Annotated in this window: 24 protein-coding genes and 3 tRNA genes; 11 read left to right on the top strand and 16 right to left on the bottom strand. The window is 63.0% G+C overall.

Annotation, left to right across the window (positions count from 1 at the left end):
* The 15 genes from ACODSZ_RS17610 to ACODSZ_RS17540 all read right to left on the bottom strand — a co-directional run.
* A partial coding sequence (locus ACODSZ_RS17610; RefSeq protein WP_488928148.1) for a GTP-binding protein occupies positions 1-676 on the bottom strand: 676 nt, incomplete at its 3' end.
* Between the two features lie 80 nt (positions 677-756).
* A tRNA-Thr gene (locus ACODSZ_RS17605) sits at positions 757-831 on the bottom strand.
* Positions 832-877: 46 nt separating this feature from the next.
* Positions 878-951, bottom strand: a tRNA-Gly gene (locus ACODSZ_RS17600).
* Between the two features lie 79 nt (positions 952-1,030).
* Positions 1,031-1,116, bottom strand: a tRNA-Tyr gene (locus tag ACODSZ_RS17595).
* A gap of 128 nt (positions 1,117-1,244) precedes the next feature.
* Positions 1,245-2,507 carry an AmpG family muropeptide MFS transporter gene (locus ACODSZ_RS17590; protein ID WP_488928147.1) on the bottom strand — a complete coding sequence of 421 codons (1,263 nt, stop codon included), beginning with the start codon at positions 2,505-2,507 and terminating at the stop codon, positions 1,245-1,247.
* Between the two features lie 120 nt (positions 2,508-2,627).
* Entirely contained in the window at positions 2,628-3,230 is a 603-nt protein-coding gene (gene metW / locus ACODSZ_RS17585; protein ID WP_008334087.1) for a methionine biosynthesis protein MetW, read from the bottom strand.
* Positions 3,227-4,366 carry a homoserine O-succinyltransferase MetX gene (gene metX / locus ACODSZ_RS17580; RefSeq protein ID WP_488928146.1) on the bottom strand — a complete coding sequence of 380 codons (1,140 nt, stop codon included), beginning with the start codon at positions 4,364-4,366 and terminating at the stop codon, positions 3,227-3,229. Before metX ends, metW begins: the two co-directional genes overlap by 4 nt.
* 325 nt (positions 4,367-4,691) lie before the next feature.
* Positions 4,692-6,482, bottom strand: coding sequence for a phosphoenolpyruvate--protein phosphotransferase (gene ptsP, locus ACODSZ_RS17575; RefSeq protein ID WP_008334085.1), 1,791 nt, complete (start codon positions 6,480-6,482; stop codon positions 4,692-4,694).
* Between the two features lie 249 nt (positions 6,483-6,731).
* A complete protein-coding gene (locus tag ACODSZ_RS17570) occupies positions 6,732-7,001 on the bottom strand; it encodes an HPr family phosphocarrier protein (RefSeq protein WP_175344512.1) in 270 nt (89 codons plus the stop codon).
* Between the two features lie 55 nt (positions 7,002-7,056).
* On the bottom strand, positions 7,057-7,467 hold the full coding sequence (locus tag ACODSZ_RS17565) for a PTS sugar transporter subunit IIA (protein WP_008334083.1): 411 nt from the start codon (positions 7,465-7,467) through the stop codon (positions 7,057-7,059).
* Positions 7,468-7,532: 65 nt separating this feature from the next.
* Positions 7,533-8,501: a glutathione synthase gene (gshB, locus tag ACODSZ_RS17560; RefSeq protein ID WP_175344513.1), complete on the bottom strand. Its 969-nt coding sequence runs from the start codon at positions 8,499-8,501 to the stop codon at positions 7,533-7,535.
* A 38-nt stretch (positions 8,502-8,539) separates the two neighbouring features.
* Positions 8,540-9,838 (bottom strand): glutamate--cysteine ligase, encoded by a 1,299-nt coding sequence (gene gshA / locus ACODSZ_RS17555; protein ID WP_008334081.1) that lies wholly within the window; start codon positions 9,836-9,838, stop codon positions 8,540-8,542.
* Between the two features lie 447 nt (positions 9,839-10,285).
* A complete protein-coding gene (locus ACODSZ_RS17550) occupies positions 10,286-11,818 on the bottom strand; it encodes an ammonium transporter (RefSeq protein ID WP_175344514.1) in 1,533 nt (510 codons plus the stop codon).
* A 15-nt stretch (positions 11,819-11,833) separates the two neighbouring features.
* Positions 11,834-12,172 (bottom strand): P-II family nitrogen regulator, encoded by a 339-nt coding sequence (locus ACODSZ_RS17545; RefSeq protein WP_006713297.1) that lies wholly within the window; start codon positions 12,170-12,172, stop codon positions 11,834-11,836.
* A 12-nt stretch (positions 12,173-12,184) separates the two neighbouring features.
* Complete coding sequence (locus ACODSZ_RS17540; RefSeq protein WP_008334077.1) at positions 12,185-12,967, bottom strand: TorF family putative porin; 783 nt, start codon at positions 12,965-12,967, stop codon at positions 12,185-12,187.
* Between the two features lie 422 nt (positions 12,968-13,389).
* Here ACODSZ_RS17540 and ACODSZ_RS17535 point away from each other — a divergent pair, with 422 nt between their 5' ends.
* Positions 13,390-13,635, top strand: coding sequence for an accessory factor UbiK family protein (locus tag ACODSZ_RS17535; RefSeq protein ID WP_008334075.1), 246 nt, complete (start codon positions 13,390-13,392; stop codon positions 13,633-13,635).
* Between the two features lie 73 nt (positions 13,636-13,708).
* Positions 13,709-15,232, top strand: a complete 1,524-nt coding sequence (locus ACODSZ_RS17530; RefSeq protein ID WP_175344515.1) for a YifB family Mg chelatase-like AAA ATPase — start codon at positions 13,709-13,711, stop codon at positions 15,230-15,232.
* A gap of 7 nt (positions 15,233-15,239) precedes the next feature.
* Here ACODSZ_RS17530 and ACODSZ_RS17525 read toward each other — a convergent pair whose 3' ends face one another.
* On the bottom strand, positions 15,240-17,246 hold the full coding sequence (locus ACODSZ_RS17525) for an OPT family oligopeptide transporter (RefSeq protein WP_008334050.1): 2,007 nt from the start codon (positions 17,244-17,246) through the stop codon (positions 15,240-15,242).
* A gap of 142 nt (positions 17,247-17,388) precedes the next feature.
* Here ACODSZ_RS17525 and ACODSZ_RS17520 point away from each other — a divergent pair, with 142 nt between their 5' ends.
* The 9 genes from ACODSZ_RS17520 to ACODSZ_RS17480 all read left to right on the top strand — a co-directional run bounded on the left by ACODSZ_RS17520 (position 17,389) and on the right by ACODSZ_RS17480 (position 26,235).
* Positions 17,389-17,916 (top strand): hypothetical protein, encoded by a 528-nt coding sequence (locus ACODSZ_RS17520; RefSeq protein ID WP_008334048.1) that lies wholly within the window; start codon positions 17,389-17,391, stop codon positions 17,914-17,916.
* Positions 17,917-18,089: 173 nt separating this feature from the next.
* Complete coding sequence (locus tag ACODSZ_RS17515; protein WP_008334039.1) at positions 18,090-18,434, top strand: DUF1840 domain-containing protein; 345 nt, start codon at positions 18,090-18,092, stop codon at positions 18,432-18,434.
* Between the two features lie 274 nt (positions 18,435-18,708).
* Positions 18,709-20,028 (top strand): 16S rRNA (cytosine(967)-C(5))-methyltransferase RsmB, encoded by a 1,320-nt coding sequence (gene rsmB / locus ACODSZ_RS17510; RefSeq protein ID WP_175344516.1) that lies wholly within the window; start codon positions 18,709-18,711, stop codon positions 20,026-20,028.
* Positions 20,025-20,642, top strand: a complete 618-nt coding sequence (locus tag ACODSZ_RS17505) for a DUF4390 domain-containing protein (protein ID WP_008334037.1) — start codon at positions 20,025-20,027, stop codon at positions 20,640-20,642. Before rsmB ends, ACODSZ_RS17505 begins: the two co-directional genes overlap by 4 nt.
* Entirely contained in the window at positions 20,639-22,918 is a 2,280-nt protein-coding gene (locus ACODSZ_RS17500) for a sensor histidine kinase (RefSeq protein ID WP_488928145.1), read from the top strand. The genes ACODSZ_RS17505 and ACODSZ_RS17500 overlap by 4 nt, the downstream gene beginning before the upstream one ends.
* Positions 22,919-23,085: 167 nt before the next feature.
* Positions 23,086-23,835 carry a response regulator gene (locus ACODSZ_RS17495; protein ID WP_175344517.1) on the top strand — a complete coding sequence of 250 codons (750 nt, stop codon included), beginning with the start codon at positions 23,086-23,088 and terminating at the stop codon, positions 23,833-23,835.
* A 481-nt stretch (positions 23,836-24,316) separates the two neighbouring features.
* The gene (locus tag ACODSZ_RS17490; RefSeq protein ID WP_008334032.1) at positions 24,317-24,574 is read left to right on the top strand and encodes a BTH_I0359 family protein; all 258 of its coding nucleotides are present in this window, start codon (positions 24,317-24,319) and stop codon (positions 24,572-24,574) included.
* A 135-nt stretch (positions 24,575-24,709) separates the two neighbouring features.
* Positions 24,710-25,393, top strand: coding sequence for a tRNA (guanine(46)-N(7))-methyltransferase TrmB (gene trmB / locus ACODSZ_RS17485; protein WP_175344518.1), 684 nt, complete (start codon positions 24,710-24,712; stop codon positions 25,391-25,393).
* Complete coding sequence (locus ACODSZ_RS17480) at positions 25,390-26,235, top strand: DMT family transporter (RefSeq protein ID WP_175344519.1); 846 nt, start codon at positions 25,390-25,392, stop codon at positions 26,233-26,235. The genes trmB and ACODSZ_RS17480 overlap by 4 nt, the downstream gene beginning before the upstream one ends.
* Positions 26,236-26,249: the final 14 nt, after the last annotated feature.

The raw sequence follows: 26,249 nt of genomic DNA, 5'->3' as shown, positions 1-26,249 counted from the left end.
GGCCGGAGATCGAGAACACGTCTTCCACCGGCATCAGGAAGGTACCGTCAACGGCACGTTCCGGGGTCGGGATGTAGGTGTCCAGGGCTTCTGCCAGGGCCATGATGGCTTGCTCGCCCAGGGGACCGGTGTCGCCTTCCAGCGCCAGCTTGGCCGAACCCTTCACGATGGGCAGGTCGTCGCCAGGGAACTCGTACTTCGACAGCAGTTCGCGGACTTCCATTTCCACCAGTTCCAGCAGTTCGGCGTCGTCCACCATGTCAGCCTTGTTCAGGAAGACGATGATGTAAGGAACGCCAACCTGGCGCGACAGCAGGATGTGTTCGCGGGTCTGCGGCATCGGGCCGTCAGCGGCCGAGCACACCAGGATCGCGCCGTCCATCTGGGCTGCGCCGGTGATCATGTTCTTCACATAGTCGGCGTGGCCTGGGCAGTCAACGTGCGCGTAGTGACGGTTCGCGGTTTCGTATTCGACGTGCGCGGTGTTGATGGTGATGCCGCGGGCCTTTTCTTCAGGCGCTGCGTCGATCTGGTCGTAGGCCTTCGCTTCGCCGCCGAACTTCTTCGACAGAACGGTTGCGATTGCAGCGGTCAGGGTGGTCTTGCCGTGGTCAACGTGACCGATGGTGCCGACGTTCACGTGCGGCTTGGTCCGTTCAAACTTGCCTTTTGCCATCTTAGACTCCTAAATTTGATGAGAATGTCCAGGCAACACGCCCGACTGATTACTGACTTGTCAGCGATACGACGAGAAACTGGTGCCCTTGACGTGGATTGAACACGTGGCCTCTCCCTTACCAAGGGAGTGCTCTACCACTGAGCTACAAGGGCATTTTTCCGACTGCACAACAACCAAACATGCAGCCGGACCAAAACTTGGAGCGGGTGAAGGGAATCGAACCCTCGTCTTAAGCTTGGAAGGCTTCAGCTCTACCATTGAGCTACACCCGCGAGGAAACAACGTTCACTTCACAACCGCCGCGTCTTTCGATCGCGTATGTACTGCAGACTGCTTTGACTCCCGGCCTAATGGTGGAGAGGGCTGGATTCGAACCAGCGTACTCGTAAGAGGGCAGATTTACAGTCTGCTGCCATTAACCACTCGGCCACCTCTCCGTGCAGGGAACTCAAAACTATAGAGGAACATCGCTGGACTGTCAAATAAATTTTCGCTTCAACGCTAAATATTTTATCGACTGCCGGATATTGCTCAGAGGAACGACCCGCGACGTTTTTTCGAATCTTCAGGCTTTTTGTGTCTGCGACTCAACCGGCTTTTCATTCCAGGGCGCAATTCTAGGCAACATCAGCATTCCAGGCAAGGCCAGAACGAAACAAATTAGAAAAAAATTTAACCAGCCGGTGTCGGCGACGATATAACCGACCGAAGAATTCACAAAAGTACGCGGCACGGCCATCAAACTGGTGAACAAGGCGAACTGCGTCGCCGTATAACGTGGATCGGTCTCACGCATGATGTAGGCCACGAAGGCCGTGGTACCCAGCCCCACGCCGAAGGCTTCCACCCCGATCACCACCGCCAGCACCGGCAGGCTGGCACCGACGTGGGCCAGCCAGGCAAAGCCCAGGATAGGAATGGCCTGCAGCACCCCGAACACCCACAAACCCCGGTTGATGCCCAGCCGCACCATCCAGATGCCGCCGATGATGCCACCAGCCACGCTGGCCCACAGGCTGGTGGTCTTGGAGACCACGCCGATCTCGGTCATTGAAAAGCCCAGGTCGATATAGAACTTGGTGGCCAGGGCGGTGGCCATGCTGTCGCCCAGCTTGTAGAGGAAGATGAAGCCCAGCACCCACAGCGCATTGCCCCAGCCGCCACGGGCGATGAATTCACGGAACGGCAGCACCACGGCTTCATAAAGATTCTTGGGCGGGGTGCCATAGACCTTGGGTTCCTTGACTACCAGCGAGCACAGCAGCCCCGGCAGCATGAAGGCCGCCGTGATCCAGAACACCGTCGGCCAGGGCAGTTGATCGGCCAGCACCAGCGACAGCGCGCCCGGCACCATGCCCGAGAGCTTGTAGGCATTGACGTGGATGGCACTGCCCAGGCCCAGTTCGGCTTCGGGCAGGATCTCGCGCCGGTAGGCATCGATGGCGATGTCCTGGCTGGCCGAGAGGAAGGCCACCACCGAGGCCATGATGGCAATCGTGCTGACGTCGGAGAGCGGGTCGAGCATGCCCATGCCGCCAATGGCCAGGAACAGCAGCAGCTGCGTGGACACCATCCAGCCACGCCGTCGGCCCATGCGCCCGAAGTGGAAGCGGTCCATCAACGGCGACCAGACGAATTTCCAGGTATAGGGGAACATCACCAGCGCGAACAGTCCGATGGTCTTGACGTTCAGCCCGGACTTGGCCAGCCAGGCCTGCAACAGGCTCAGCAGGATGAACAGCGGCAGGCCGGAGGTGAACCCAAGGAAGACGCAGATCAGCATGCGCCGGTTCAGGTATTGATGCCAGGAAGCGGCGGGTGCGGTCATAAGGTGGGGCGGCTCGGCTCGAAAAACGCGGAAGATGAAACAAAAAACGCCGGTGGCCAGCGGTGGGCGCTGCCGGGCCGGCGTCTGCGGGACATGGTGAAGCTTTCTGCAAATTTCCGGCTAGCGCTTGCGCAGCCTGAACACCGCCAGGCTGCCGCGCCAGTTGGGGAAGTAGCGCACCGGTTTGCCGTCCTTCAGGGCGACGCATTCCAGCACTTCCAGCCCCAGCTCGTTGGCCAGCGCCTCGAAGTCGCGGATCGTGGCGCAGCGCAGGTTCGGCGTATCATACCACTGGTACGGCAGGCTCCTGGACACCGGCATGCGCCCGCGCAGGAGCGCCACGCGGTGCGGCCAGTAGGCAAAGTTGGGGAAGGACACCGTCACCTCGCGCCCGACCCGGGCGATTTCGCGCAGGGTCCCCTCCACATCCTTGACCATCTGCAGCGCAGACAGGCACAGCACGGTATCGAAGGCATTGTCCTCGAACATGGCCAGACCGCCGTTCAAGTCCTGCTGGATCACCGAGACATTGCGTGCCACGCACTTGGGAATCTGCGCATCGTCGATCTCCACCCCGTAGCCGGTACAGCCCTTGTCGCTCTGCAAATAATCCAGCATCACGCCATCGCCGCAACCCAGGTCCAGCACCTGCGACTTCTCGCGCACCCAGTGGGCAATGAAGGCCAGGTCGGGGCGCAGTGCGCTCAATTGTTCGAAAGTCATGCGCGGCCCTCCTGCTGCAGTTCAGTCCAGATACTTCCGTAGTATTCGCGCACCACCTTCATATAGCGCGCATCGTCCAGCAGGAAAGCGTCATGCCCGTGCGGGGCGTCGATTTCGGCATAGCTCACGCGGCGCTTGTTGGCCACCAGCGCCTGCACCATCTCGCGGCTGCGTTCGGGCGAGAAGCGCCAGTCCGTGGTGAAGGACACCAGCAGGAACTTGGCCCGGGTACGGGCGAACGCCTTGGCCAGATCGCCGCCGAATTCCTGGGCCGGGTCGAAATAGTCCAGCGCCTTGGTGATGAGCAGATAGGTGTTGGCGTCGAAATAGGTCGAGAACTTGTCGCCCTGGTAACGCAGGTAGGACTCGATCTCGAAATCCACGCCATAGCCGAACTGATACTGCCCCGAGCGCAGGTCGCGGCCGAATTTCTCGGCCATGTCGTCATCCGACAGATAGGTGATATGCCCCACCATGCGCGCCACCCGCAAGCCATTCTTGGGCACCACGCCATGCGCATAGAAATCGCCACCGTGATACTGCGGATCGGTCAGGATGGCCTGCCGCGCCACATCGTTGAAGGCGATGTTCTGGGCCGACAGTTTGGGCGTGGAGGCGATCACCAGACAGTGACGCAGGCGATCCGGATACATCATGCTCCAGGCCAGCGCCTGCATGCCGCCCAGCGAGCCACCCATGACGGCGGCGAAGCAGGCGATGCCGAGCCGGTCGGCCAGGCGCACCTGGGCGTTGACCCAGTCTTCCACCGTCACCACCGGGAAATCGGCGCCATAGGGCTTGCCGGTGGCCGGGTTGGGGTGCATCGGGCCGGTCGAGCCGAAACAGGAACCCAGGTTGTTGACACCGATGACGAAGAAGCGGTCCGTATCCAGGGACTTGCCGGGACCGACCATGTTGTCCCACCAGCCGACGTTGTCAGGATCGTCGGCATAGACGCCGGCCACGTGATGGGAGGCATTGAGCGCGTGGCAGACCAGCACGGCATTGGATTTGTCGGCATTGAGGGTGCCGTAGGTTTCATAGGTCAGCGAGTAGTCCGCCAGCGAGGCGCCGCTCTGCAGCGGCAGCGGCTCGGCGAAGTGCATGACCTGGGGCGATACGATTGCCATCGACATGATTGTTCTGCGTAAGTGACTCGGCGCCAGGGGGCTCGGTGCGAGCGATGCTGGCGGTCGCTTCGCCGGGCGGGGTGGCCAGTCTCGTGCGCGGGCAACAAAAAAGCCCGGAAGCATTGCTTGCGGGCTCACTCATCGATGGGGCTACGCTACGTCTTGGGAGGAACAGCCGATCCAAGCTCGCTTTAGCCGCATTTAGATGGGATCAGTATCCCGGCGCCCGCAAGCTGAAGTTGGTCAAACCGTTCAAATCGGCGCAGTGGTGTAAGAATACCCAAGTCGGGCAGACCCGTCAAACGGCCCTGCCCGGCATGCGTCATGCTGCTTAACGACGGCGCGTGGCGACTCTGGCCTCGGCCATGGCGGGTTCGGCCTGCAGCGCCTGCAACTGCGCCATGGCCGCCGCGATGGCGGCCGGTTCGCTGGCGCGCAGCACCTTCTTGACCTGCGGCTCCAGCAGGCGCAGGTCGCTGTTCAAGATCTCGTTCTTCACCGACAGGATCTGCGAAGGGTGCATGGAGAATTCCAGCAGCCCCATGCCCAGCAACAGGCGCGTCCATTTGAGGTCACCGGCCATTTCGCCGCACACCGAGACCGGAATGCCGGCCTTGCGCCCCTGGGTGATGACGGTGGAGAGCAGGAACAGCACCGCCGGATGCAGCGGGTCGTAGAGATGCGCCACCTCGTGGTCTACGCGGTCGATGGCCAGGGTGTACTGGATCAGGTCATTGGTGCCGATGGAGAGAAAGTCCAGCCGCTTGATGAACAAGGGCAGCGCCAGCGCCGCCGCCGGGATCTCGATCATGGCACCGACCGGGATTTCTTCATCGAACTTCTGCTTGCGCTCGCGCAGTTGCTGCTTGGCCTGTTCGATCATGGCCAGCGTCTGGTCGATCTCGAAGGCATGCGCCATCATCGGCACCAGCAGCTTGATGGGACCATAAGCCGAGGCACGCAGGATGGCGCGCAACTGCGTCAGAAACATCTGCGGCTCGGACAGGCAATAGCGGATCGCACGCAAGCCCAGTGCCGGGTTCAGGGCCGTTTCCTCGTCCTCGTCCAGCGGCTTGTCGGCGCCCACGTCCAGGGTACGGATGGTGACCACCCGGCCCTTCATGGCGATGACGGCCTGCTTGTAGGACTCGAACTGTTCATCCTCGCTGGGGAATTTTTCCAGATGACCGGCGCGCCCCATGAACAGGAATTCCGAACGGAACAGACCGATCCCCATGGCGCCGGCCTCGAAGGCATTGGCGGCATCGTTGGGCAACTCGATGTTGGCCAGCAACGTGATGGGTTCGCCATCCTGAGTGATGGCCGGGGTTTTCTTGAGACGTGAAAGTTTCTTCCGCTCGCGCAGCAGGCGTTCCTGGCGCGCGCGATACTGCGCCAGCACCAGCGGGGAAGGATCGACGATGACCACGCCGGCATCGCCATCGATGATGAGCACATCGTCGTGCTTGACCAGCACCGAAGCATTGTGCATGCCCACGGCCGCCGGAATGGCCAGGCTGCGGGCCACGATGGCGGTATGCGAATTGGGACCGCCCAGATCGGTGACGAAGCCGGCGAAGGCACTCTCGCGGAACTGCAGCATGTCGGCCGGCGAGATGTCGTGGGCCACCACGATGATGTTGGCGGCGGCTTCGCCGGTAGGTGGCAGTTGGCCGGCGCTGCCGGTGAGGACCTTGAGGATGCGCTCGCCGACCTGCTGGATGTCGGCCTTGCGCTCGCGCAGGTAGGGATCCTCGATCTCGTCGAACTGCGCCGACAATTCCTCGATCTGCGTCACCAGCGCCCATTCGGCGTTGTAGTAGCGATGGCGGATGATGTCCTGCGGCACCTCGGCCAGCATCGGGTCCGACAGAATCAATGAATGCACATCGATGAAGGCGCCCAGTTCGGGCGGCGCGTCCTTGGGCAGTTCGGAACGGATGATATGAAGTTCCTGGTGCACCGCCTTGACCGCGCTCTTCAGGCGCCCGATCTCGGCCTCGACCTGGTCGGGTGCGATCAGGTAATGTTTGACGTCCAGTGCGGCCGGCGCCATCAAGTGCGCGCGTCCGATGGCGATGCCTTGCGACACCGCGATTCCATGTAAGCTGAATGAAGCCATCGCGTATCTCCTGCCTGTTTTCTTATAGTCCGCCGTGTTGCCAGCGCGCGGTAGCTCAAGCAAGTTACCGAACAAATAATGATTTGGCAATCACGACCGGGCGGGCTGCGCCAAAGACTATAGGACAAGCAGCGTATATGAACATTGTTTCAGCCCGCACAGGAAATGCACGGGCCTTGACATGTCGCAAGAAGCATTCCAGCCATGCCGCGATGTTGCGGCGCAATACCGCAAGTGCAGTGAAGGGGATTACTGGCCTTCGCCGAACTTGTCGGCAATCAGCGCTTCCAGTGCGGTGAAGCATTCCTGCTCGTCGGCGCCCTCGGTTTCCAGGGTGACGATGCTGCCCTTGCCGGCGGCCAGCATCATCACGCCCATGATGGACTTGGCATTGACGCGGCGCTTGTTGAAGGTCAGCCAGACTTCGCTCTTGAACTTGCCGGCCAGCTGGGTGAGCTTGGCCGAGGCGCGCGCGTGCAGGCCCAGCTTGTTGACGATTTCGAGTTCTTTTTGAATCATGTTCTGCTTTCGTTTTTATCGTGTTGGCGCGGTTCGATGCGGCCAGGCGCAAGATTCAGGCCGACGCCGCCACCCGGATGCGGTTGTCGATGCGCACCGCACCATTCTGGCCGCCTGCCAGCGCCATTTCAACCACCACATCCAGCGTGTCGTTACGGTAGGTCAGCGCCCGCAGCAACATGGGCAGGCTGATGCCGGCGATCACCTGCACGTTGCCCAATCCGCACAGGAAGCCCGTACAGTTGGAGGGCGTGCCGCCCATGACATCGGTGATGACCAGTACGCCGCTGCCATCGTCGAGGCGACCGACGGCCTCGATGGCCAGTTTTTGCACCTCCGCCGGGTTCTGGTCGGCGATCACGTCGATCGCCTCCATCCGTTCGGGACGGCCGCGGAAGACGTGCGTGGCGGCGGCCAGGAAAGCTTGCCCCAGCGGGGCGTGCGTCAAGAGAAGAATACCAACCATGGAATTGTTGCCATCTGATGCGACGCGCTTTTCCCCGAGCAGCCCGTCATGCTCTGTCGATCCCATTATCGGACCGACCCTGTTGCCTCTGCTGCCCCTGCGGCTGCCTCCAGTGCATCCACGAACATCGCCGCCACATCAAACCCGGTCTGCTCGGTGATTTCCTGGAAGCAGGTCGGGCTGGTCACGTTGATTTCGGTGAGATAGTCGCCGATCGCATCCAATCCTACCAGCAACAGGCCACGTTGATACAAGATCGGACCGAGCGCCTCGCCGATCTCGATGTCGCGTGCCGATGCCGGCTGCGCTTTGCCCAAACCGCCCGCGGCCAGGTTGCCGCGCACCTCGTTGCCCTGCGGAATGCGTGCCAGCACATTGGGCACCACCTTGCCGCCGATGAGGAGAATGCGCTTGTCGCCTGCGCTGATCTGGGGAATGAAACGCTGTGCCATGATCGTGCGTTGACCGTTGTCGGTCAGGGTTTCGATGATGGAGCCCAGGTTCATGCCATCGGCCTTGACGCGGAAGATGCCCATGCCGCCCATGCCATCGAGGGGTTTCAGGATCACGTCCTGGTGCTCGTCGTGGAAGGCGCGCAGACGCCTGGCGTCGCGCGTGACCAGGGTCGGCGCGGTGTACTGCGGGAACTGGGCAATGGCCAGCTTCTCGTTGTGGCTGCGGATCGCTGCCGGTTTGTTGAATACGCGCGCCCCCTGCTTCTCGGCCAGTTCCAGCAGGTAGGTGGTGTAGATGTACTCCATGTCGAAGGGCGGATCCTTGCGCACGATCACCGCATCGAATTCGGAGAGGAAGGACGACGCCGGCTTGTCGGCGCGATACCAGTCATCGGCATCACCGGTCAGGGTGATCTTGCAGGCATTGGCCGTCACCAGGCCGCTTTCCAGCACCAGGTCGCCCTGTTCAAAGGCGTAGATACTGTGGCCGCGACGCGCGGCCTCGCGCATCATGGCGAAGGTGGAATCCTTGTACGTCTTGAACGACTCCAGAGGATCGGCGAGGAAAGCGATTTTCATGAGGCTAGGGTCCTGTTGTGCCTGGCAAGGGCGCGATATTAATAAACTTCCGGGTTGGGGTCGGTCTTTTCCATCTCCACCGAGGCGGCCAGCAAGGCCAGCCGCGCCACCACCCCATACATGTAGAAACGGTTGGGGGCAGCCGTGCCCGGCTTGGCGTGCATGTCCGGCAGGGCATGCTGCTGGGCGAAGGCCAGCGGCACGAAATGCGCGCCGGGCGCATTGAGGTTTTCATTGACGCCGCGCTCGGCATGCACGCGATAGAATCCGCCCACCACGTAGCGGTCGATCATGTAGACCACCGGCTCGGCCACGGCCTGGTTGATGCGCTCAAAGGAGTGCACGCCTTCCTGCACGATCACTTCCGAGACTTCCAGCCCTTCCTTGCCGGCCAGCATGCCGGTGCGCTGCTTGCGGTTCAGATCCTTGATCTCGCTGGCATCCTTGACCGCCATGATGCCCATGCCGTAGGTGCCGGCATTGGCCTTGATGAAGACGAAAGGCTGCTCCTTGATGCCGTATTCCTTGTACTTCTTGCGGATCTTCGACAGCAGCGAGGAGACGCTGTCGGCCAGCGCGTCGGTGCCGGTGTTCTCCTGGAAATCGATGTCGCCGACCTTGGCGAAGAGCGGATTGAGCATCCACGGGTCGACCTCGACCATTTTGGAAAATTTCTTCACCACTTCATCGTAGGCGGCAAAGTGATTGCTCTTGCGGCGCAGCGCCCAGCCCGCATGCAGCGGCGGCAGGACGCTTTGTTCATGTAGCCCTTCCAGCACCGAGGGAATGCCGCTGGAGAGGTCATTGTTGAGCAGCACGGTGCAGGGATCGAAGTTCTTCAGGCCCAGGCGGCGGCCATTGGCCGAGCGCTCCAGCGGTTCCAGCGTGATATGGGTGCCGTCGGGCAGCTCGATCTGCTGCGGCTTGGCTGCGCCCGGCGCCAGGCTGCCCAGGCGTACGTTCAGGCCGGTCTGGCGGAAGATCTGCATCAGACGGCCGATGTTCTGCAGGTAGAAGGTGTTGCCGGGCTGGGTTTCCGGGATCAGCAGCAGATTGCGCGCATCCGGACAGTATTTCTCGATGGCCGCCATGGCCGCCTGTACCGCCAGCGGCAGCATCTCCGGGGAGAGGTTGTTGAAGCCGCCCGGGAACAGGTTGGTGTCGACCGGGGCCAGCTTGAAACCGGCGTTGCGCAGGTCGACCGAGCAATAGAAGGGCGGCGTGTGCTCCTGCCACTCCATGCGGAACCAGCGTTCGATGGCCGGCGTGGCGCCCAGGATTTTCTTCTCCAGCTCCAGCAGGGGACCATTGAGAGCGGTGACAAGATGCGGGACCATAAAAGACCTTAACGAGATGTAAATGCCGGCAGCGAGTGTCGATTTTAGCGGATTCCTGAAACCGTGTTGCAACGCGGTAGAAACCGCCGTTGTCATTTCAGCAAAGCCCGGCCCGGCCACGGTCGCTGCAAAGGCGTGGACGGGAGTGTTCACATGGCGATGAAGACGGCATTTTAAAGAGTCCGACTCAATTACTCGGGAATTATCCGCCTGCGACGCGGCATTGCATCGGGAAAGCTTTTTTCATGAAGAAAAATGACGAAAAAGCGACAACCCGGCAGACAACTTGGCGATATGACAAGTATGCGCTTTTCTTCATGTTGTGAAGCGTACGAACGCGTACGAACGCCTACAAATGCCTACAAATGAAAACAGGCGCCCGAAGGCGCCTGATAAAGAGGCCGTTTCCAGCCCCGAAGGAATACTGCAGACTCAGTAGAGCGATGCTTAGTGGTAAGCCGATTCGCCGTGGCTGGAGATATCCAGGCCTTCGCGTTCTTCTTCCTCGGTCACACGCAGGCCGATGACGACGTCAACGATCTTGTAGGCGATGAAGGAGACCACACCCGACAGGATCACGGTGGTCAGCACGCCCTGGAACTGGATCCAGACCTGGCCGCCGATGGAGTAATCCGGTGCCACGGCGTTGGCCACGTAGTCATAGATGCCGGTGCCGCCCAGGCTGGGGGCTGCGAACACGCCGGTCAGGATGGCACCCAGGATGCCGCCCACGCCGTGCACGCCGAAGACATCCAGCGCGTCGTCCGAACCCAGGATCTTCTTCAGACCGCTCACGCCCCACAGGCACAGCAGACCAGCGATCAGGCCCATGACCACGGCGCCGATGACGCCCACGAAGCCAGCGGCCGGGGTGATCGCCACCAGGCCAGCGACGGCACCGGAAGCGGCACCCAGCATGGAAGGCTTGCCCTTGCCGATCCATTCGCCGAAGCTCCAGGACAGCACGGCAGCAGCAGTAGCCAGGATGGTGTTGACGAAGGCCAGGGCAGCAGTGCCGTTGGCTTCCAGACCGGAACCGGCGTTGAAGCCGAACCAGCCGAACCACAGCAACGAGGCACCGACCATGGTCAGGGTCAGGCTATGGGGCTTGAAGGCTTCCTTGCCGAAACCGATACGCTTGCCGATCACGTAGGAACCGACCAGGCCGGCAATGGCGGCGTTGATGTGCACCACGGTGCCACCAGCGTAATCCAGCGCGCCCTTCTGGAACAGCCAGCCCGAGATGGCGGTCGCCTTTTCAGCGGCAGCAGCGTCGGTGAAGGCGTCCGGACCCGGCCAGAACCAGACCATGTGGGCCATCGGCAGGTAGGAGAAGGTGAACCACAGGATCGAGAACAGGATCACCGCCGAGAACTTCACGCGTTCGGCGAAGGAACCGATGATCAGCGCCACGGTGATGGCGGCAAACGCACCCTGGAAGGCCACGAAGACCAGTTCCGGAATGACCACGCCCTTGCTGAAGGTGCCGGTGTTGGAGTCACCCGTCAAGCCGTGCAGGAACAGTCGGTCGAATCCGCCGAAGAAGGCATTGCCCTCGGTGAACGCGATGCTGTAGCCGTAGACGAACCACAGGATGTAGATCAGCGAGAAGATCATGAAGCACTGCATCAGCACCGACAGCATGTTCTTGCTGCGGACCAGGCCGCCGTAGAACAGACCCAGGCCAGGCAGGGTCATGAGGATGACGAAGGCGGTACAGACCAGCATCCAGGCGGTATCGCCCTTGTTGGGCACCGGTGCCGGCGCGGCAGCAGCAGCGGCCGGTGCGGCGGGAGCCGCCGCCGGGGCAGCGGCGTCAGCCTTGGGCGCAGCCGGAGCGGCAGCGGCCGGGGCAGCGGCGGTGGCCGCTGCGGCTTCAGGCTTGGGCGCGTCCTGCGCCTGGGCCGGAGCGGTAAAGCCTACCGCCAACAACAGCGCGCCAATGGCGAGCGCGCCGGAAAACATTTTCTTCATGCTCATTAGAATTCCCCTTTTTTACAGAGCGTCTTTACCGGTCTCGCCGGTGCGGATACGGATCACATCCAGCAGGTCCTGGACGAAGATCTTGCCGTCGCCGATCTTGCCGGTGCGGGCAGCAGTCTCGATGGCTTCCAGGGCGCGTTCGACGATGGCGTCGTCGACGGCCGCCTCGATCTTGGTCTTGGGCAGGAAATCGACCACATACTCGGCACCGCGATACAGCTCGGTATGGCCTTTCTGACGACCGAAGCCCTTGACTTCAGTCACGGTGATGCCTTGCACACCGATCGCGGAGAGGGCTTCACGCACCTCGTCCAGCTTGAACGGTTTGATGATCGCTGTGATCAGTTTCATACGAACCTCTTGTTAGAAAGTTTTGCTGATGGAGAAGACGAAGCCGTTCTTGCCGACGTTCTTGGTGCCATCCGATGCCGGGGTGGTCGTCACGCCGTCCTTCAGGTCGGTACCGACATAGGCCAGGCCCAGGGTGATGCCGGCAGCGTCGTCGAAGGTCTTGGACAGGCCGACCTTCCAGTCGGTGTAGCTGAACTGGCCGGGGTTGCCACGCACGTTCTGGTGACCGAGGTGCAGACCGAGCATGACGCCATAGTAGGTCTCGATGTTGGCACCCAGATCGAAGTACTGGCTGTACTTGCTGTTGACGGCGCCGAACAGGTTGGTCAGCGATTGCGAATACTTGAAATAGGCCGGACCGTAACCGACCTGACCGTACAGTTCGAAGGTATTGGCGTTCTTGGCGCCGCTGTTGGCCAGGGTGTTGCCCGGGTAGTAGTAGTACAGGCCGCCGACGTCATAGGTGAAACCGCCGCCGATGTCACCGCGCTTGCCGCCGTAGATGTCCCACTCGACGTTACCCTTGGTATCGGTACCGGTGAGGGTGCCGGCGTCCTTGATCCACTTGATGTTGCTCAGCCAGGTGCCGGCGTACAGACCGGTCGGGTTGTGCGTGTAGTCAGCACCTACCTGCAGCGCCGGGTCGAAACGGGTCTGGGTCAGGCCGCGGTAGCGGTAGTCGCTCACCACGGCGGCGTTGAAGCTCAATTCATTATCCGGCTTGGCGTCTTCGGCGCGGGCCACGGTAGAAACGAAGGATGCGGCGATGGCTGTTGCAAGAATCAGTTTCTTCATGACTTTCCCTCTGGTTTATGTTTGAACAATAAAGTCGTTTTTTTGTCTTTGCCCAAACCCTTTAGCAGGAGCCGTGCCATGTCCGTTCGGCAAGGCAGACTTGTCTTTTTGCGTGAAACCAGAGATTTGCAACGATTTTTTTCGAGAACAGCTTCAAAATAGTGCATCAAGCCTGTCGATGCACGTCATTGGTGCGATATTGCTTGTTTTTTGTCAAACCTGCATCGGACGCGGCAATCACATTTTGGTGCGTGGGTGGTGGGCGAGGCCAGGATCACCAAGTCGGCGCATTTCTCGAAAGAAAATTCAACCTCGTGACGGCACCTGTGCACAAAAATGCAGTCTGTACAGGACATCGCGGTTTGAGGATGAGCGGGAAACCGCTAAACTTGCAGTACAGCTATCAGCCAAGGAGATCCGACATGGACAAGCCCCCATTTTTTGAAGACCTGCAATCCAAGATCAACAAGGCGATCGAGAACTCTCCGGCCAAGGACATCGAGAAGAACGTCAAGGCCATGCTGAGTCAGGGTTTTGCCAAGCTGGACCTGGTCACGCGCGAGGAATTCGACGTCCAGGCCCAGGTGCTGGCCAAGACCCGTGCCCGCCTGGAGGCGCTGGAAGCGCGTGTTGCCGAGCTTGAGGCTCAGCAAAAACAGACTCCATGATCCTGGCCCGGACACTTTTCTCTTTTTCTCCCCCTTCCCTTCTTCCTGCTGACAAGCTGCCGGGCGCATTGCGATGAGCCTGGCAGTCTTGCGCAGCCGCGCCCTGGCCGGCATGAGCGCCCCGCCTGTGACGGTCGAGGTGCACCTGGCCAATGGCTTGCCGGCCTTTACCATCGTCGGGCTCCCCGAAGCCGAGGTCAAGGAAGCCCGTGATCGCGTTCGGGCAGCGCTGCAAAACGCCCGGTTTGAATTCCCTGCCCGCCGCATCACCGTCAACCTCGCTCCGGCCGACCTGCCCAAGGAATCCGGACGCTTCGATCTGCCCATTGCGCTGGGCATCCTGGCCGCCTCCGAGCAGATTCCTGCGGACCGGCTGGACGATCATGAATATGCGGGAGAGCTGTCGCTGTCGGGCCAGTTGCTGCCCATTCGCGGCGCGCTGGCCATGACCTGCGCCATCCAGCGGGAGCACCAGGAACACGGCCAGCCACGCAGCTTCATCCTGCCGGCGGCCAATGCCGACGAAGCGGCACTGCTGCCCGAGGCGCACATCCTTCCCGCCAGGTCCTTGCTGGAGGTCTGCAGCCACTTCAGTACGCGCGACCCTGCGGCCCGGCTGCAGCGGCACCCGCCACGGTCGGCAGTGGACGTGCCGACCTATCCGGATTTCAGCGACATCAAAGGGCAGTTACAGGCGCGACGCGCGATGGAAGTGGCCGCGGCCGGCCAGCACAGCATCCTGCTGGTCGGGCCACCCGGTGCCGGCAAGTCGATGCTGGCCACGCGCTTGCCCGGCATCCTGCCGCCGATGACGCTGGAAGAGGCCTTGGAGTCAGCGGCGGTGCAATCCTTGAGCGGCAGTGTCGACATGGATCGCTGGCGCCAACGCCCCTATCGCGCACCGCACCACACCGCCTCCGCCGTGGCGCTGGTCGGCGGCGGCAGTTCACCCCGGCCCGGAGAAATCTCGCTGGCGCATCATGGGGTCCTGTTCCTCGACGAGATCGCCGAGTACCCGCGCAGCGTGCTTGACGTGCTGCGCCAGCCGATGGAATCGGGGCATATCGTGATATCGCGGGCGGCGCGGCAGGCACGGTTCCCGGCGCGCTTCCAGCTCATTGCGGCGATGAATCCCTGTCCGTGCGGACTGCATGGTGATCCGCAAGGCCGCTGCCGCTGTACGCCCGAGCTGGTCAAGCGCTACCAGGCGCGCCTGTCCGGTCCGCTGCTGGACCGCATCGACATGCAGATCCATGTGAGCGCCCTGAGCCCCGCCGAACTGGCCAGCCAGCAGCCGGGCGAATCCAGCGCCGCCATCGCGAAGCGCGTCGCACGCGCCTTTGAACGTCAATGGCAGCGCCAAGGCAAACCCAACAGCCAGCTCGGTGGCAGCCAAATCGACCGGTACTGCCAGCACGACGATGCCGCGGCCCAACTGCTGCAGGCCGCCATGCTGCGGCTGAACTGGTCGGCGCGGGCCTATCACCGGGTGCTGAAACTGGCCCGCACCATCGCCGACCTGGCCGATGCCCAACACATCCTGCAGACGCACGTGGCCGAGGCGGTCCAGTATCGGCGCATGCTGGGCGGGTATTAGGGCCTCTTCAGCGCGCCGGCAGGATGCGCCGCGCAAAGGCGATCAGTACCAGCGCCAGCGCGACCAGTCCAAGCCACTGTGCGGTCGACTCAAACGCGCCCGACACCACGGCCAGCGGTGCATCCTTGCCGGTAAAGCCGATGATGGCCGCCAAGAGCACGCCGACCAGACTCTCCCCGACGATCAGGCCGGATGCCACCAGAATGCCACGCTGACGCGGCTGGTCCGCATAGGCCTGCGGATCGGCACCAGCGGCCAGCGCACGACGCCGCAATGCGCGTTCAATCAGCCAGCCCAGCAAGGCCCCCAGGAACAGGGCGCTACTGACCATCGGCGGCAGGTAGATGCCGATGCCTACCGCCAGCACCGGAAGGCGCGCCACACCGCCACGACGGGCCAGCAGCCAGTCGATGACGATGAGCACGATGCCCAGCGCCACCCCCACGCCCAGCATGGTCCAGTTCAGCTCACGGGTGAAGATGCCGGTCGCGATGGCCGTCATCAGCGTGGCTTGTGGCGCCGCCAGGGCCTGCGCCGCATCCATGCCGGCGCGCGGCAGGGCACCGGTGAAGCCGTAGGCGTTGTAGAGCAGATTGAGCACCGGAGGAATGATCAGCGCACCCACCACGCAACCGACCAGCAGCGCCACCTGCTGGCGCCAGGGCGTGGCGCCGACCAGCTGGCCGGTCTTCAGGTCTTGCAGGTTGTCATTGGCAATGGCGGCCACCGCGATGATGGCGGCGGTCACGAACAGCGCCACCGCGATGGCCAGCTTGCTGCCGTCGGGGGTGGCCAGCAGCGGATCGACCGCGCCCGAGACCAGCAGCAGCACCGACACCAGAATCACCGCCACGATGCCGATACCGGAAATCGGGCTGGAGGAGGAACCGATGAGCCCGGCCATGTAGCCGCAGGCCGCCGCCACCAGGAAGCCGAACACGAAGGCAAACACCACCGCATAGACGATCAGCCCGATGAACAGCGCCGGCGACACCGGCGCCTCCGACAGGAAGGAGGCAAACACCACCGCCAGCAGCGCAATCATGGCCAGGCTGATGGCGATGATCCAGCGCGGCGACATGTCCTGATCGGTGCGCTCGGTGCTGCCCTGCTGGCGCCGCGCGAGCGTCGACAGCGAGGCCTTGACGCCTTCGAGCATGGGTTTGAAGAGCGTGGCCAGGGTCCAGACCGCCGCCACGCCGATCATGCCGGCACCGATGAAGCGCACCTGGCTTTTCCACAGCCCATTGGCGAAGTCCGACATGGCCACGTCAGCCGCATGCGGGGTCACCGCCGTGAGATAAGGCACGGCCACGCCCCAGGCAATCACCAGCCCGATCAGGATGGCGATGCCGGAGACGATGCCGATCATGTAGCCCGCCCCCACCAGCGCCAGCGAAAATCCCATGGTCAGACGCACCACCGAGGCCCCGGCGGTGAACCAGAGGCTGATGCTTTCGGCAAACAACTTCAGTCCGCTGGCAATCACGCTGAAGGCTGCTGCCAGGGTGCCGCCGAAGAGAATATCGCGCAGGCCGCGCCGGGTTTGCTCGCCACCGTCGGCGTCGGCACTGCCCACGCGCAGGATTTCAGCGGCCGCCACCCCTTCCGGATAGGGCAGCGCGCTTTGCACCACCATCACCCGGCGCAGCGGAATGGAAAACATCACGCCCAGCATGCCGCCGGCGGCGCAGATGCCCAGCGTCTGCAGGAAGGGGAAGCCCTGCCAGTGGCCCATCATCACCAGGCCCGGCAGGATGAAGATGATGGAAGACAAGGTGCCGGCCGCAGACGCCTGGGTCTGGACCATGTTGTTTTCCAGGATGTTGGCATTGGAGAACAGGCGCAGCACCGCCATCGAAATCACCGCAGCGGGAATGGCCGAGGAAAAGGTCAGGCCGACCTTCAGGCCAAGATAGACGTTGGAGGCGGTAAACACCACCGTGATGAGCGCGCCCAGCAACATGCCGCGCAGGGTCAGTTCCGGCAGGCCGGTTTGGGTATGTTGATTCATATCGGTCGAGGGGGTCCGTTTCGATGCGTTCTTATACCGCAAGAATTGCGCGCAGACCATCGGACAAACGCGTTATTTGCTTCATATTGGCTTGCAAGCGCCTTTGTTATGATGCCTCTCTCGCCGTTTTCGGACCGTTGCCATGCGCCCTCTTCGTCCTGCCCTGCTGTTGCTGTCGCTGGCCTGCCTGTGCCTGGCGGCCTGTTCGCCGCGCTACAACTGGCGCGAAGCCAGCGACAACGGTGCGCATTTCGTGGTGCTGCTGCCAGCCAAGCCGGCCAGCGTGACGCGCCCGGTGGACCTGGACGGCCCCAAGGTCGACATGAGCATGACCGCCGCCGAGGTCGACGGCCTCACCTTCGCCGTGGGTACGGCCGAGCTGCCCGATGCGGCAGCGGCCGACCGGGCGCTGGACGCGATGCGCACCGCCCTGCTCAACAACATCGGCGGCCAGCCGCAAGGCTCGCCGCGCTGGCCCGGCAAAACCACGGGCCTGACGCGCACGCTCGATCTGGATGCGCACGGCGCGGCCCGGGGCCGCCCCCTGCGGCTGGTGGCCCGCCTGGCGGTACGGGAACGCCGGGTGTACCAGATTCTCATCGTAGGGGAAGAAAAAGCCTTCACCGAGGAAAATATTGAAACCTTTTTCAGCTCTTTCAAACCAAGCTGAGCGGGGCCGAGCCGGATGACAAGATTCCGGCTAGCAGAGTATTCTTGTGTTGCCTGTCACTCCAAACGGGCATTCCCGCAGAAATGCGGATGCAGTCTGCAGCGCATTTCCAGCGCGTGCGCGTTGACGTACGCGCCCCAAAAAACGTTTTCAATCAAAGACCCTGAGGAAATATGCTGATCACATTCAAATCAAAAGCGGCTGCCGATGTGGTGATGTACGAGTCGCACGCCAAACCCATCCTGGACCTGCTGCACAAGGACCTCGCCCGTGGCGTGATCACTGCCGCCGAGGCCGGTGACGCCGTCGCCGTGCTGGAACAGCAGATCAACGCCAGCAAGTCGCACGAAGCGGCCGAGGCACTGGCGCGTGACGTCAACGCCCACCACAACGCCGACGTCGACGACCACAACCACGAAAAGATCGAACCGGTCAGCTTCTCGGCCCGCGCCTATCCGCTGCTGGACATGCTGCGCGAAGCCAAGAAGGGCAATTACGACATCCTCTGGGGCGTCTGATGGCCGGGCAAGACCGGGGCCGCGATGGCGCCGGCTGCTTGCGGACCTGATGCACCCTGGCCGAACGGCTGCCGCGATCATCCACCGCGGCAGCCGTTTGTCGTTTCCGGGCACCCAGCGACTGCCCTGCTGCGGCCAGGGCCACCGCACGAAAACGCATGACGCAGGTGTGGTCAGCATGGGCCGCTGGTACACTGGCGGCCCGCGCCCCTCGCACCGGTCATTGCCGTGCTGCAACACGGGCGCTGTCGTATCTTCCTGAGCCAGCCAAGACGTGATCCAGATTTCTCTCCTCTCCCCCGGCGCCAAGGCCGATTCCCTGGCCTACCAGCTGGCCTATGCCGCCCAGGCAGTGGCCGCCGTGGGCGCCGGCCATGCGCTGCCGCAGGCGCTGGCGCAGATCTTCGCCCGCAGCGATGCGCCGCCCCCGGCACGCGGTGCCATCCAGGACCTGAGCTACCGCGCCATGCGCCAGCTCGGCCTGAGCGACAGCCTGCTGGGTCTGCTGGCCAACAAGCCACCGCAACCGGAAGTGCTGCACGGCCTCTTGGTGACGGCACTGGCCTTGCTGGTCAATGAAGAAGAAGCCGGCTACGACAGCTTCACCGTGGTCGACCAGGCAGTGCAGGCGGCCGCCATCAGCCAGGACATGAGTTTCGCCAAGGGAGTGGTCAACGCCATCCTGCGCCGCTTCCTGCGCGAACGTGCGACGCTCATGCCGCAGGCCGGCAAGACCCCGCCCGCCACCTGGAACTACCCGACCTGGTGGATCGACCGTCTCAAGGCCGCCTATCCCGAGCAGTGGCAGGCCATCCTCCACGCCGGCAACCAGCCACCGCCACTGACGCTGCGCGTGAACCGTCGCCGTGCCAGCGTCGAGCAGTACCTGGCCACGCTGCAGCAGGCCGGTATCGGCGCGCGTGCCATCGGTCCCTGCGCAGTGCGGCTGGACAAGCCGATGCCGGTGCAGCAGATCCCCGGCTTTGCCGAGGGTGTGGTATCGGTACAGGATGCGGCCGCCCAACTGGCCGCACCGCTGCTGGACGTGACCGACGGCATGCGGGTGCTCGATGCCTGCGCCGCACCCGGCGGCAAGACCGGCCATCTGCTGGAACTGGCCGAGCTCGACCTGCAGGCACTGGATCACGACCCGCGCCGCCTGCAGCGCATCGCCGAGAACCTCGACCGGCTGCAGCTCAAGGCCAGGCTGCTCACGGGTGACGCCCGCGACGACAGCTGGTGGGATGGCCAGGGCTACGACCGCATCCTGGCCGACGTACCTTGCACTGCCTCGGGCATCGTGCGGCGCCACCCGGATATCCGCTGGCTGCGTCGCAAGACCGACACCGTGCAGCTTGCAACACTTTCTGCGCAAATTTTGGACAAGCTTTGGCAGATGCTGCGACCGGATGGTAAATTGCTGCTCGTAACCTGCTCGCTGTGGCCCCAGGAATCGGAGCAGCAAGCGATCGCCTTCGCGCAGAAAAACCATGCCATCCGGCTGCCCGCTCCAGGCCAACTGTTGCCGACGGCCCGTGCCGATGCCGATCACGATGGCCTGTTCTATGCGCTGTTCCAAAAACCTGGTGCATGAATTTGACGCAATCGGCCCCCTTCCCGACTCCCGCGCCCGCCCGCCAGCCCTCCCGGCTGTTGCGCGCGGTGCTGCAATGGCTGCTGGCGCTGCTGCTGGCCTGTTCCACCCTGGCCGTGCAGGCCGCCGAAATCACCATCAACCAGGCCAGCATCGAAGCCAGTGACGAAGGCTACCGCCTCTCGGTTTCCTATGACTTCGACCTCAATCGCGGCCTGGAAGATGCGCTCTCGCGCGGTGTGCCCCTGTACTTCACCACCGAGGTCCAGCTGACCCGGCGGCGCTGGTACTGGTTCGACGAGACCAGCGTCTCGCTCACGCGCACCCTGCGTCTGTCCTACAACGTGCTGACCCGGCAATACCACACCGCCATCAGCGGCCAGCTGCAGCAGAGCTTCACCAACCTCGAGGACGCGCTGACCCTGATCCGCCGCCCGCCGCGCTGGATCGTCGCCGACAACAACACCCTCAAGTCCGGCGAGACCTACCAGGTCGGCCTGCGCATGCGCCTGGACGTGGCGCAGCTGCCCAAGCCTTTCCAGGTCAATGCGCTCAACAACAGTGACTGGCGCCTGTCCTCGGACTGGATCGAATTCAACTACAAACCCGAATGAGCCGCACCTTACGCTATCTGCTGGTGGTCGGCGGGGGCGTCATCAGCGTCCTGCTGTTCCTGCTGGCCTCGGCCTCCGAAAATTCCGCCCTCTTCGAGCAGCACTACCCGTGGCTGCTGTTCTTGAACGGTCTGGCCGCCATTTCGCTGCTGGGACTGGTGCTGCTGCTGCTGGGGCGGCTCTACAAACGCTACCGGCGCGGCAAGTTCGGCTCCAAGCTGCTGGCGCGACTGGTGCTGATGTTTGCGCTGGTGGGCATCGTGCCGGGAGCGGTGATCTACCTGATGTCGGTGCAGTTCGTGTCGCGCTCCATCGAATCCTGGTTCGACGTGCGCATGGAGGCGGCGCTCGAATCGGGCCTCAACCTGGGCCGCAATGCGCTGGATTCCTCGCTCTCGGACCTGGTTTCGCGGGCGCGTGGCATGGCCCAGGAACTCTCCGACATGAGCGACTCGGAGCAGGTGACCTACCTCTCCCGCCAGCGCGACCAGAACATGGAAATCACCATCGTCAACGGCAATGGCCAGGTGATGAGTACGGTGGGCGGCTCCATCGGTTCACTCACGCCCGTGCTGCCCAGCAGCCAGGCGATGCGCCAGGCGCGGGTCTCGCGCGCCTTCTCGGCGGTGGAAAGCGATGATACCCGCCCGTCCAATGGCGAGTCCGACGCCGACGGCAACCTGCGGCTGCACGTGGTGGTGCTGGTACCGGCCCCCAGTCGCGGCATGTCCCTGCAGAACGAAACGCGCTACCTGCAGATCCTCCAGCCGGTGCCCGACTACCTCGCCAGCAATGCCGAAACACTGCGACTGGCCTACAACGAATACCAGCAGCGTTCAGTCTCGCGCTCGGGCCTGCGCAAGATCTACCTGGTCACCCTCACCCTGACCCTGCTGCTGGCCATCTTCGCCGCCATCGCCAGTGCCTTCCTGATCGCCAGCGACCTGGCCAAGCCGCTGCTGCTGCTGGCCGAAGGCACCAAGGCGGTGGCCGAGGGCAATCTCTCACCTCGCCCCATCGTGAGCACCTCCGATGAACTGGGCACGCTCACCCAATCCTTCAACACCATGACGCGCCAGCTGCTGGAAGCGCGCACCTCGGTGGAAAGGAACCGGGCCGAGCTGGAGAACGCCAAGGCCTACCTGGAGTCGGTGCTGGCCAACATGTCGGCCGGGGTGATGGTGCTGGATGGCCAGTTCAACATCGTCAGCGCCAACGATTCGGTGCGCCGCATTTTGGGCCACGATTTCTCGGCCAATATCGGTACCCCCCTGCAGACCATCGACAGCCAGGCCCCATTTGCCCAGGCCATCATCCGTGCCTTCTCCGAACAACTGGCCCAGCACAGCAGCGATGGTGCCGACGGCCTGCACTGGCAGCGCCAGTTCGAGCTCTCGCGCCAGCCCGGCGCACTGCGCGATGCCAACGAGGAACCAGGCGGCAAGCCCGACCACGACAAGCTGACCCTGCTGGCACGCGGCTCGCACCTGCCGGTGGAAAACGGCGTCGGTTACGTGGTGGTGTTCGATGACATCAGCAACGTCATCTCGGCCCAGCGTTCGATTGCCTGGGGCGAGGTGGCGCGCCGCCTGGCGCACGAGATCAAGAACCCGCTGACCCCCATCCAGCTCTCCGCCGAACGCCTGCAGCACCGCCTGGCCGACAAGCTCATGCCAGCCGACGCCGCCATCCTCGACAAGGGCACCACCACCATCGTCAACCAGGTCACGGCCATGAAACGCATGGTCGACGACTTCCGCGACTACGCCAGGACCCCGCCAGCCAAGCCGGTGGCGCTGGATCTGAATGCCCTGATCGAGGAAATCCTCAACCTCTACCTGGCCGGCGATGGCCGCGACGTGATCCACGCGCGCCTGGCACCGGAGATGAGCAAGGTCATGGGCGATGCGACCCAGATGCGCCAGGTCATCCATAATCTGCTGCAGAATGCCCAGGATGCCGTGACCGATGACGGCCAGAGCGCACCGCGCATCGACGTGCTGACCGAGCAGATCGACATTGCCGGCACCGCTGGCCAGCGCCGGCCAGCGGTGCGTCTGTCGATCATGGATAACGGCCCCGGCTTCTCGCCCACCATCCTGGCGCGCGCCTTTGAACCCTATGTCACCTCCAAGGCCAGAGGCACCGGTCTGGGGCTGGCGATGGTCAAGAAAATCGTCGAGGAACATGGTGGTCGCATCGATATCCAGAATCGGACCGATGGCCGGGGCGCAAAAATTGTAATTTTGCTGGTAAAGTTAGCACCTATTGATTAAGAGACAGTTTTCTCCGGAAACCGTCCCCAGGATCAAGATTCGACAGCAAGGCGCCGGGAGGGACCCGGCAGTTCATCAAGGCATGCTCGCCAACGCCGCATCGAGCGCGCCGGCCCGGAACAAGATCGAACACTTGGACAATGAACTAGCAGCGAGGAAAGCAGCACATGGCTAACATCCTGGTCGTCGATGACGAAATGGGTATCCGCGAATTGCTCTCAGAAATTCTGGGCGATGAGGGGCATGTCGTGACCACTGCGGAAAACGCGCAGCAGGCACGCGAGCTTCGCCAGGCCGGTGTCCCCGACCTCGTGCTGCTCGACATCTGGATGCCCGACACCGACGGCGTCACGCTCCTGAAGGAGTGGCAACGCGATGGCCTGTTGACCATGCCGGTCATCATGATGTCCGGTCACGCCACCATCGACACCGCCGTCGAAGCCACCCGCATCGGCGCGCTCAACTTCCTGGAAAAGCCGATCGCCCTGCAAAAGCTGCTCAAGGCCGTGCAGCAGGGCCTCTCGCACAGCCGTGAAGCGGTGCGCCCGGCCAGCTATCGTCCGGCCCCGGTGGCCGCCGTGGTCAATGGCGCCGCCGACAGCCTGCATGCGCCCGAACACGCGGCCCCGGTGACCACCTATGCGCCCACGCTGGGCGGCGAACCACTGCATCATGGCACGCCGGCTGCGGCCCCCTTCGGTCAGGTGGCTGACAATGCCGCCAACATCTCCTTCGACCTGCCGCTGCGCGAAGCGCGGGACGCCTTCGAGCGCGCCTATTTCGAATACCATCTGGTGCGCGAAAACGGCAGCATGACACGCGTAGCCGAACGCACCGGCCTGGAACGCACCCACCTCTACCGCAAGCTCAAGCAGCTGGGCGTGGAACCAGGCAAGCTGGCGCGCAAGAATCACTGAGCCATCGACAAGCCACATGGCACAAGGGACAAGCACCACGGGACCGCAGCGCGGTCCCGTTTCTTTTGGTAGCCTGAGCATGTGCTTGGGCAACGCCGTCACGGAACTGTGGCGGCGTCAGAATTTTCCTGATGTTCTTTTGCGTCCGACAGCGGCATGCTGAAGGTGTCGTCTGGCTTGCCAGTGCGCAACCCGGCCCGGGGCGGCATGATGAACTTCCGGGCAGGCTTGTCATCTATCTTCAGCCGGTGACAGTGCTTCATGACGGTTTTGGATCATCAGGCAAGAAGGCAGCCATCAAAGTTTTTGGGCAAAGCTGCCGTCAACAGACTCAGGAGCGCAAGCGACGCGGCGTTCCCCGAGGGAGCTGTATCGAAGTAGCAGAAATGCACACGAGGCGCGGCCCAGGTGAAGGGTCTTGAAATTTACGGTGAAGGCGCCACTTCCTTTTCGAAGCAGTATTCCAGCATAAGGAGTCACTATGAACCTGATCTACAACAGTGAGCAGTACAGCGTCGTCGAATTCGGTGCCGATACCGACCACGAAGCCCTGCGCTTCGGCGGCTACGAGATCATGGACAAGTCCGGCCAGCGCGAGATCTACATCGATGGCCCGGCGGCCGAACTGTTCCGCAAGGATGTCCAGGAACTGATTGCCTCCGAGCCGTCCATGGAAGACATCGACAACTTCCTGAGCCGTTATGACGTGATGATGCGTCATCCCATGACCTTGCACTGATCCGGTCGGGTTTTCCCGCTTCACAGGCAACAACGCCGCGCCCACCGCGCGGCGTTTTCTTTTGGTCAGCTTGTCATCAGCGACGGGGTGGCGGTGTCCATTAAAATGGCGTTTTGCCGCCTACCGCACCTTGTCGTGAATTCATCCCCCATCCGCAGCGCCCAGACCGGCGTGCACGAGCAACTGGCCACCCTGGTGGCGCGCCACGCCGATCCGACCCACCCCTTCCGCAAACCCGTCACCGACTACAACCTGCGCGCCTTTGATGCCAGCCTGGCCGCTTGGCGTGCGGCGGGCGAGGCGCCGCTGATCCTCGATACCGGCTGCGGAGTGGGCTTGTCGACGCTGCACCTGGCCATGCGCCATCCGGACCATTTCGTCATCGGCATCGATCAGTCGGCCGACCGCCTGGCGCGCAATACCCACTGGGATGGTCCGCAGCCGACCAACCTCTGCTTCGTACGCGCCGATCTGGTCGATTACTGGCGCCTGGCGCATCAGGCCGGTCTGCGTCCGGCGCAGCACTATCTGCTCTACCCCAATCCGTGGCCCAAGATCGGCCACCTGGCCCGGCGCTGGCAGGGTCATCCGGTGTTTCCCTTCATCGTGGCGCTGGGCGGACGGCTGGAATGCCGCAGCAACTGGCAAATCTATGTCGAAGAATTCACATCGGCCCTGAACCACCTGACTGGCGGCACTTTCCAGACCGAAGCCTGGCGGCCTGAGCAACCCATCACGCCCTTCGAGCGCAAGTACCTGGCCTCAGGTCATGCGCTGTGGCGTTGCGTGGCCGATCTGGATGCCGGATTGGCCGCATGAACCTGGCCGTCATCGCCCTGGTCCTGGCGGCTGCCCTGCTGCACGCCTCCTGGAACGCCCTGCTCAAAAGCAGCCACGACCGCCTGGCCTCGCTCTCGCTCATGACGCTGGGCGCCGGTCTGGGTGCGGTGCCGCTGGTGCTGTGGCGTCCTCTGCCACAGGCCGACAGCTGGTTCTACATCATTCTCTCGGGCCTGCTGCACACCGGCTACAACCTGTTTCTGATCCGTGCCTACCGCATCGGCGACTTCGGCCAGTCCTATCCGATTGCACGCGGCTCCTCGCCCTTGCTGGTGGCGCTGGGCGCAGCCCTGTTCGCGGGCGAGCAGCTGGGGCTCTACACGGTCATCGGCATTGCGCTGGTCTCGGCGGGCATCGTCAGCCTGGCCAACCTGCGCGCCATGCGCCAGCGCGAACACCTGTCCGCCCCGCTGGCGGCGCTGGCCACCGGGGCCTTCATCGCGGCCTATACCATCACCGATGGCATTGGCGCGCGGCTGGCGGGCGATGCCATCGCCTATGCAGGCTGGCTGTTCGTGGCCGACAGCATCCCGCTGGCGCTGCTCTACCAGTACAAGCACGGCCGCTCGCCGGTGGTGCTGTCGCACAAGGACACCTGGATCGGACTGGCAGGTGGCGTGATGTCGCTGCTGGCCTATGGCATCGTGATCTGGGCCGTGACACTGGCGCCCATGGGCATGGTCTCGGCACTGCGCGAGACCTCGGTGCTGTTTGCGCTCCTGATCGGGACGCTCTTCATGGGAGAAAGACTGACGCTGCGGCGCGTGCTGTCCTGCCTGGTGATTGCGGCGGGCGCCATCGTGCTGGGCGCGCATCACTGAAATCAAAAACGCCG

The sequence above is a fragment of the Herbaspirillum sp. FG34 genome (genome assembly GCF_057809315.1).
The sequence above is the reverse complement of the archived record's forward strand: the minus strand, read 5'-3'. Positions and strand labels throughout refer to the sequence as shown.

What these genes read in the sequence shown, in the direction of transcription:
- ACODSZ_RS17545 (WP_006713297.1), bottom strand. Translation starts at nt 12,172, where the DNA reads ATGAAACTGATCACAGCGATCATCAAACCGTTCAAGCTGGACGAGGTG.
- ACODSZ_RS17570 (WP_175344512.1), bottom strand. Translation starts at nt 7,001, where the DNA reads ATGATTCAAAAAGAACTCGAAATCGTCAACAAGCTGGGCCTGCACGCG.
- ACODSZ_RS17530 (WP_175344515.1), top strand. Translation starts at nt 13,709, where the DNA reads ATGAGCCTGGCAGTCTTGCGCAGCCGCGCCCTGGCCGGCATGAGCGCC.
- gshB (WP_175344513.1), bottom strand. Translation starts at nt 8,501, where the DNA reads ATGAAAATCGCTTTCCTCGCCGATCCTCTGGAGTCGTTCAAGACGTAC.
- ACODSZ_RS17480 (WP_175344519.1), top strand. Translation starts at nt 25,390, where the DNA reads ATGAACCTGGCCGTCATCGCCCTGGTCCTGGCGGCTGCCCTGCTGCAC.
- ACODSZ_RS17590 (WP_488928147.1), bottom strand. Translation starts at nt 2,507, where the DNA reads ATGACCGCACCCGCCGCTTCCTGGCATCAATACCTGAACCGGCGCATG.
- ACODSZ_RS17490 (WP_008334032.1), top strand. Translation starts at nt 24,317, where the DNA reads ATGAACCTGATCTACAACAGTGAGCAGTACAGCGTCGTCGAATTCGGT.
- metX (WP_488928146.1), bottom strand. Translation starts at nt 4,366, where the DNA reads ATGTCGATGGCAATCGTATCGCCCCAGGTCATGCACTTCGCCGAGCCG.
- ACODSZ_RS17495 (WP_175344517.1), top strand. Translation starts at nt 23,086, where the DNA reads ATGGCTAACATCCTGGTCGTCGATGACGAAATGGGTATCCGCGAATTG.
- ACODSZ_RS17500 (WP_488928145.1), top strand. Translation starts at nt 20,639, where the DNA reads ATGAGCCGCACCTTACGCTATCTGCTGGTGGTCGGCGGGGGCGTCATC.
- ACODSZ_RS17550 (WP_175344514.1), bottom strand. Translation starts at nt 11,818, where the DNA reads ATGAGCATGAAGAAAATGTTTTCCGGCGCGCTCGCCATTGGCGCGCTG.
- ACODSZ_RS17540 (WP_008334077.1), bottom strand. Translation starts at nt 12,967, where the DNA reads ATGAAGAAACTGATTCTTGCAACAGCCATCGCCGCATCCTTCGTTTCT.
- ACODSZ_RS17525 (WP_008334050.1), bottom strand. Translation starts at nt 17,246, where the DNA reads ATGAATCAACATACCCAAACCGGCCTGCCGGAACTGACCCTGCGCGGC.
- gshA (WP_008334081.1), bottom strand. Translation starts at nt 9,838, where the DNA reads ATGGTCCCGCATCTTGTCACCGCTCTCAATGGTCCCCTGCTGGAGCTG.
- ACODSZ_RS17520 (WP_008334048.1), top strand. Translation starts at nt 17,389, where the DNA reads ATGCGCCCTCTTCGTCCTGCCCTGCTGTTGCTGTCGCTGGCCTGCCTG.
- ACODSZ_RS17565 (WP_008334083.1), bottom strand. Translation starts at nt 7,467, where the DNA reads ATGGTTGGTATTCTTCTCTTGACGCACGCCCCGCTGGGGCAAGCTTTC.
- ptsP (WP_008334085.1), bottom strand. Translation starts at nt 6,482, where the DNA reads ATGGCTTCATTCAGCTTACATGGAATCGCGGTGTCGCAAGGCATCGCC.
- metW (WP_008334087.1), bottom strand. Translation starts at nt 3,230, where the DNA reads ATGACTTTCGAACAATTGAGCGCACTGCGCCCCGACCTGGCCTTCATT.
- ACODSZ_RS17505 (WP_008334037.1), top strand. Translation starts at nt 20,025, where the DNA reads ATGAATTTGACGCAATCGGCCCCCTTCCCGACTCCCGCGCCCGCCCGC.
- ACODSZ_RS17535 (WP_008334075.1), top strand. Translation starts at nt 13,390, where the DNA reads ATGGACAAGCCCCCATTTTTTGAAGACCTGCAATCCAAGATCAACAAG.
- ACODSZ_RS17515 (WP_008334039.1), top strand. Translation starts at nt 18,090, where the DNA reads ATGCTGATCACATTCAAATCAAAAGCGGCTGCCGATGTGGTGATGTAC.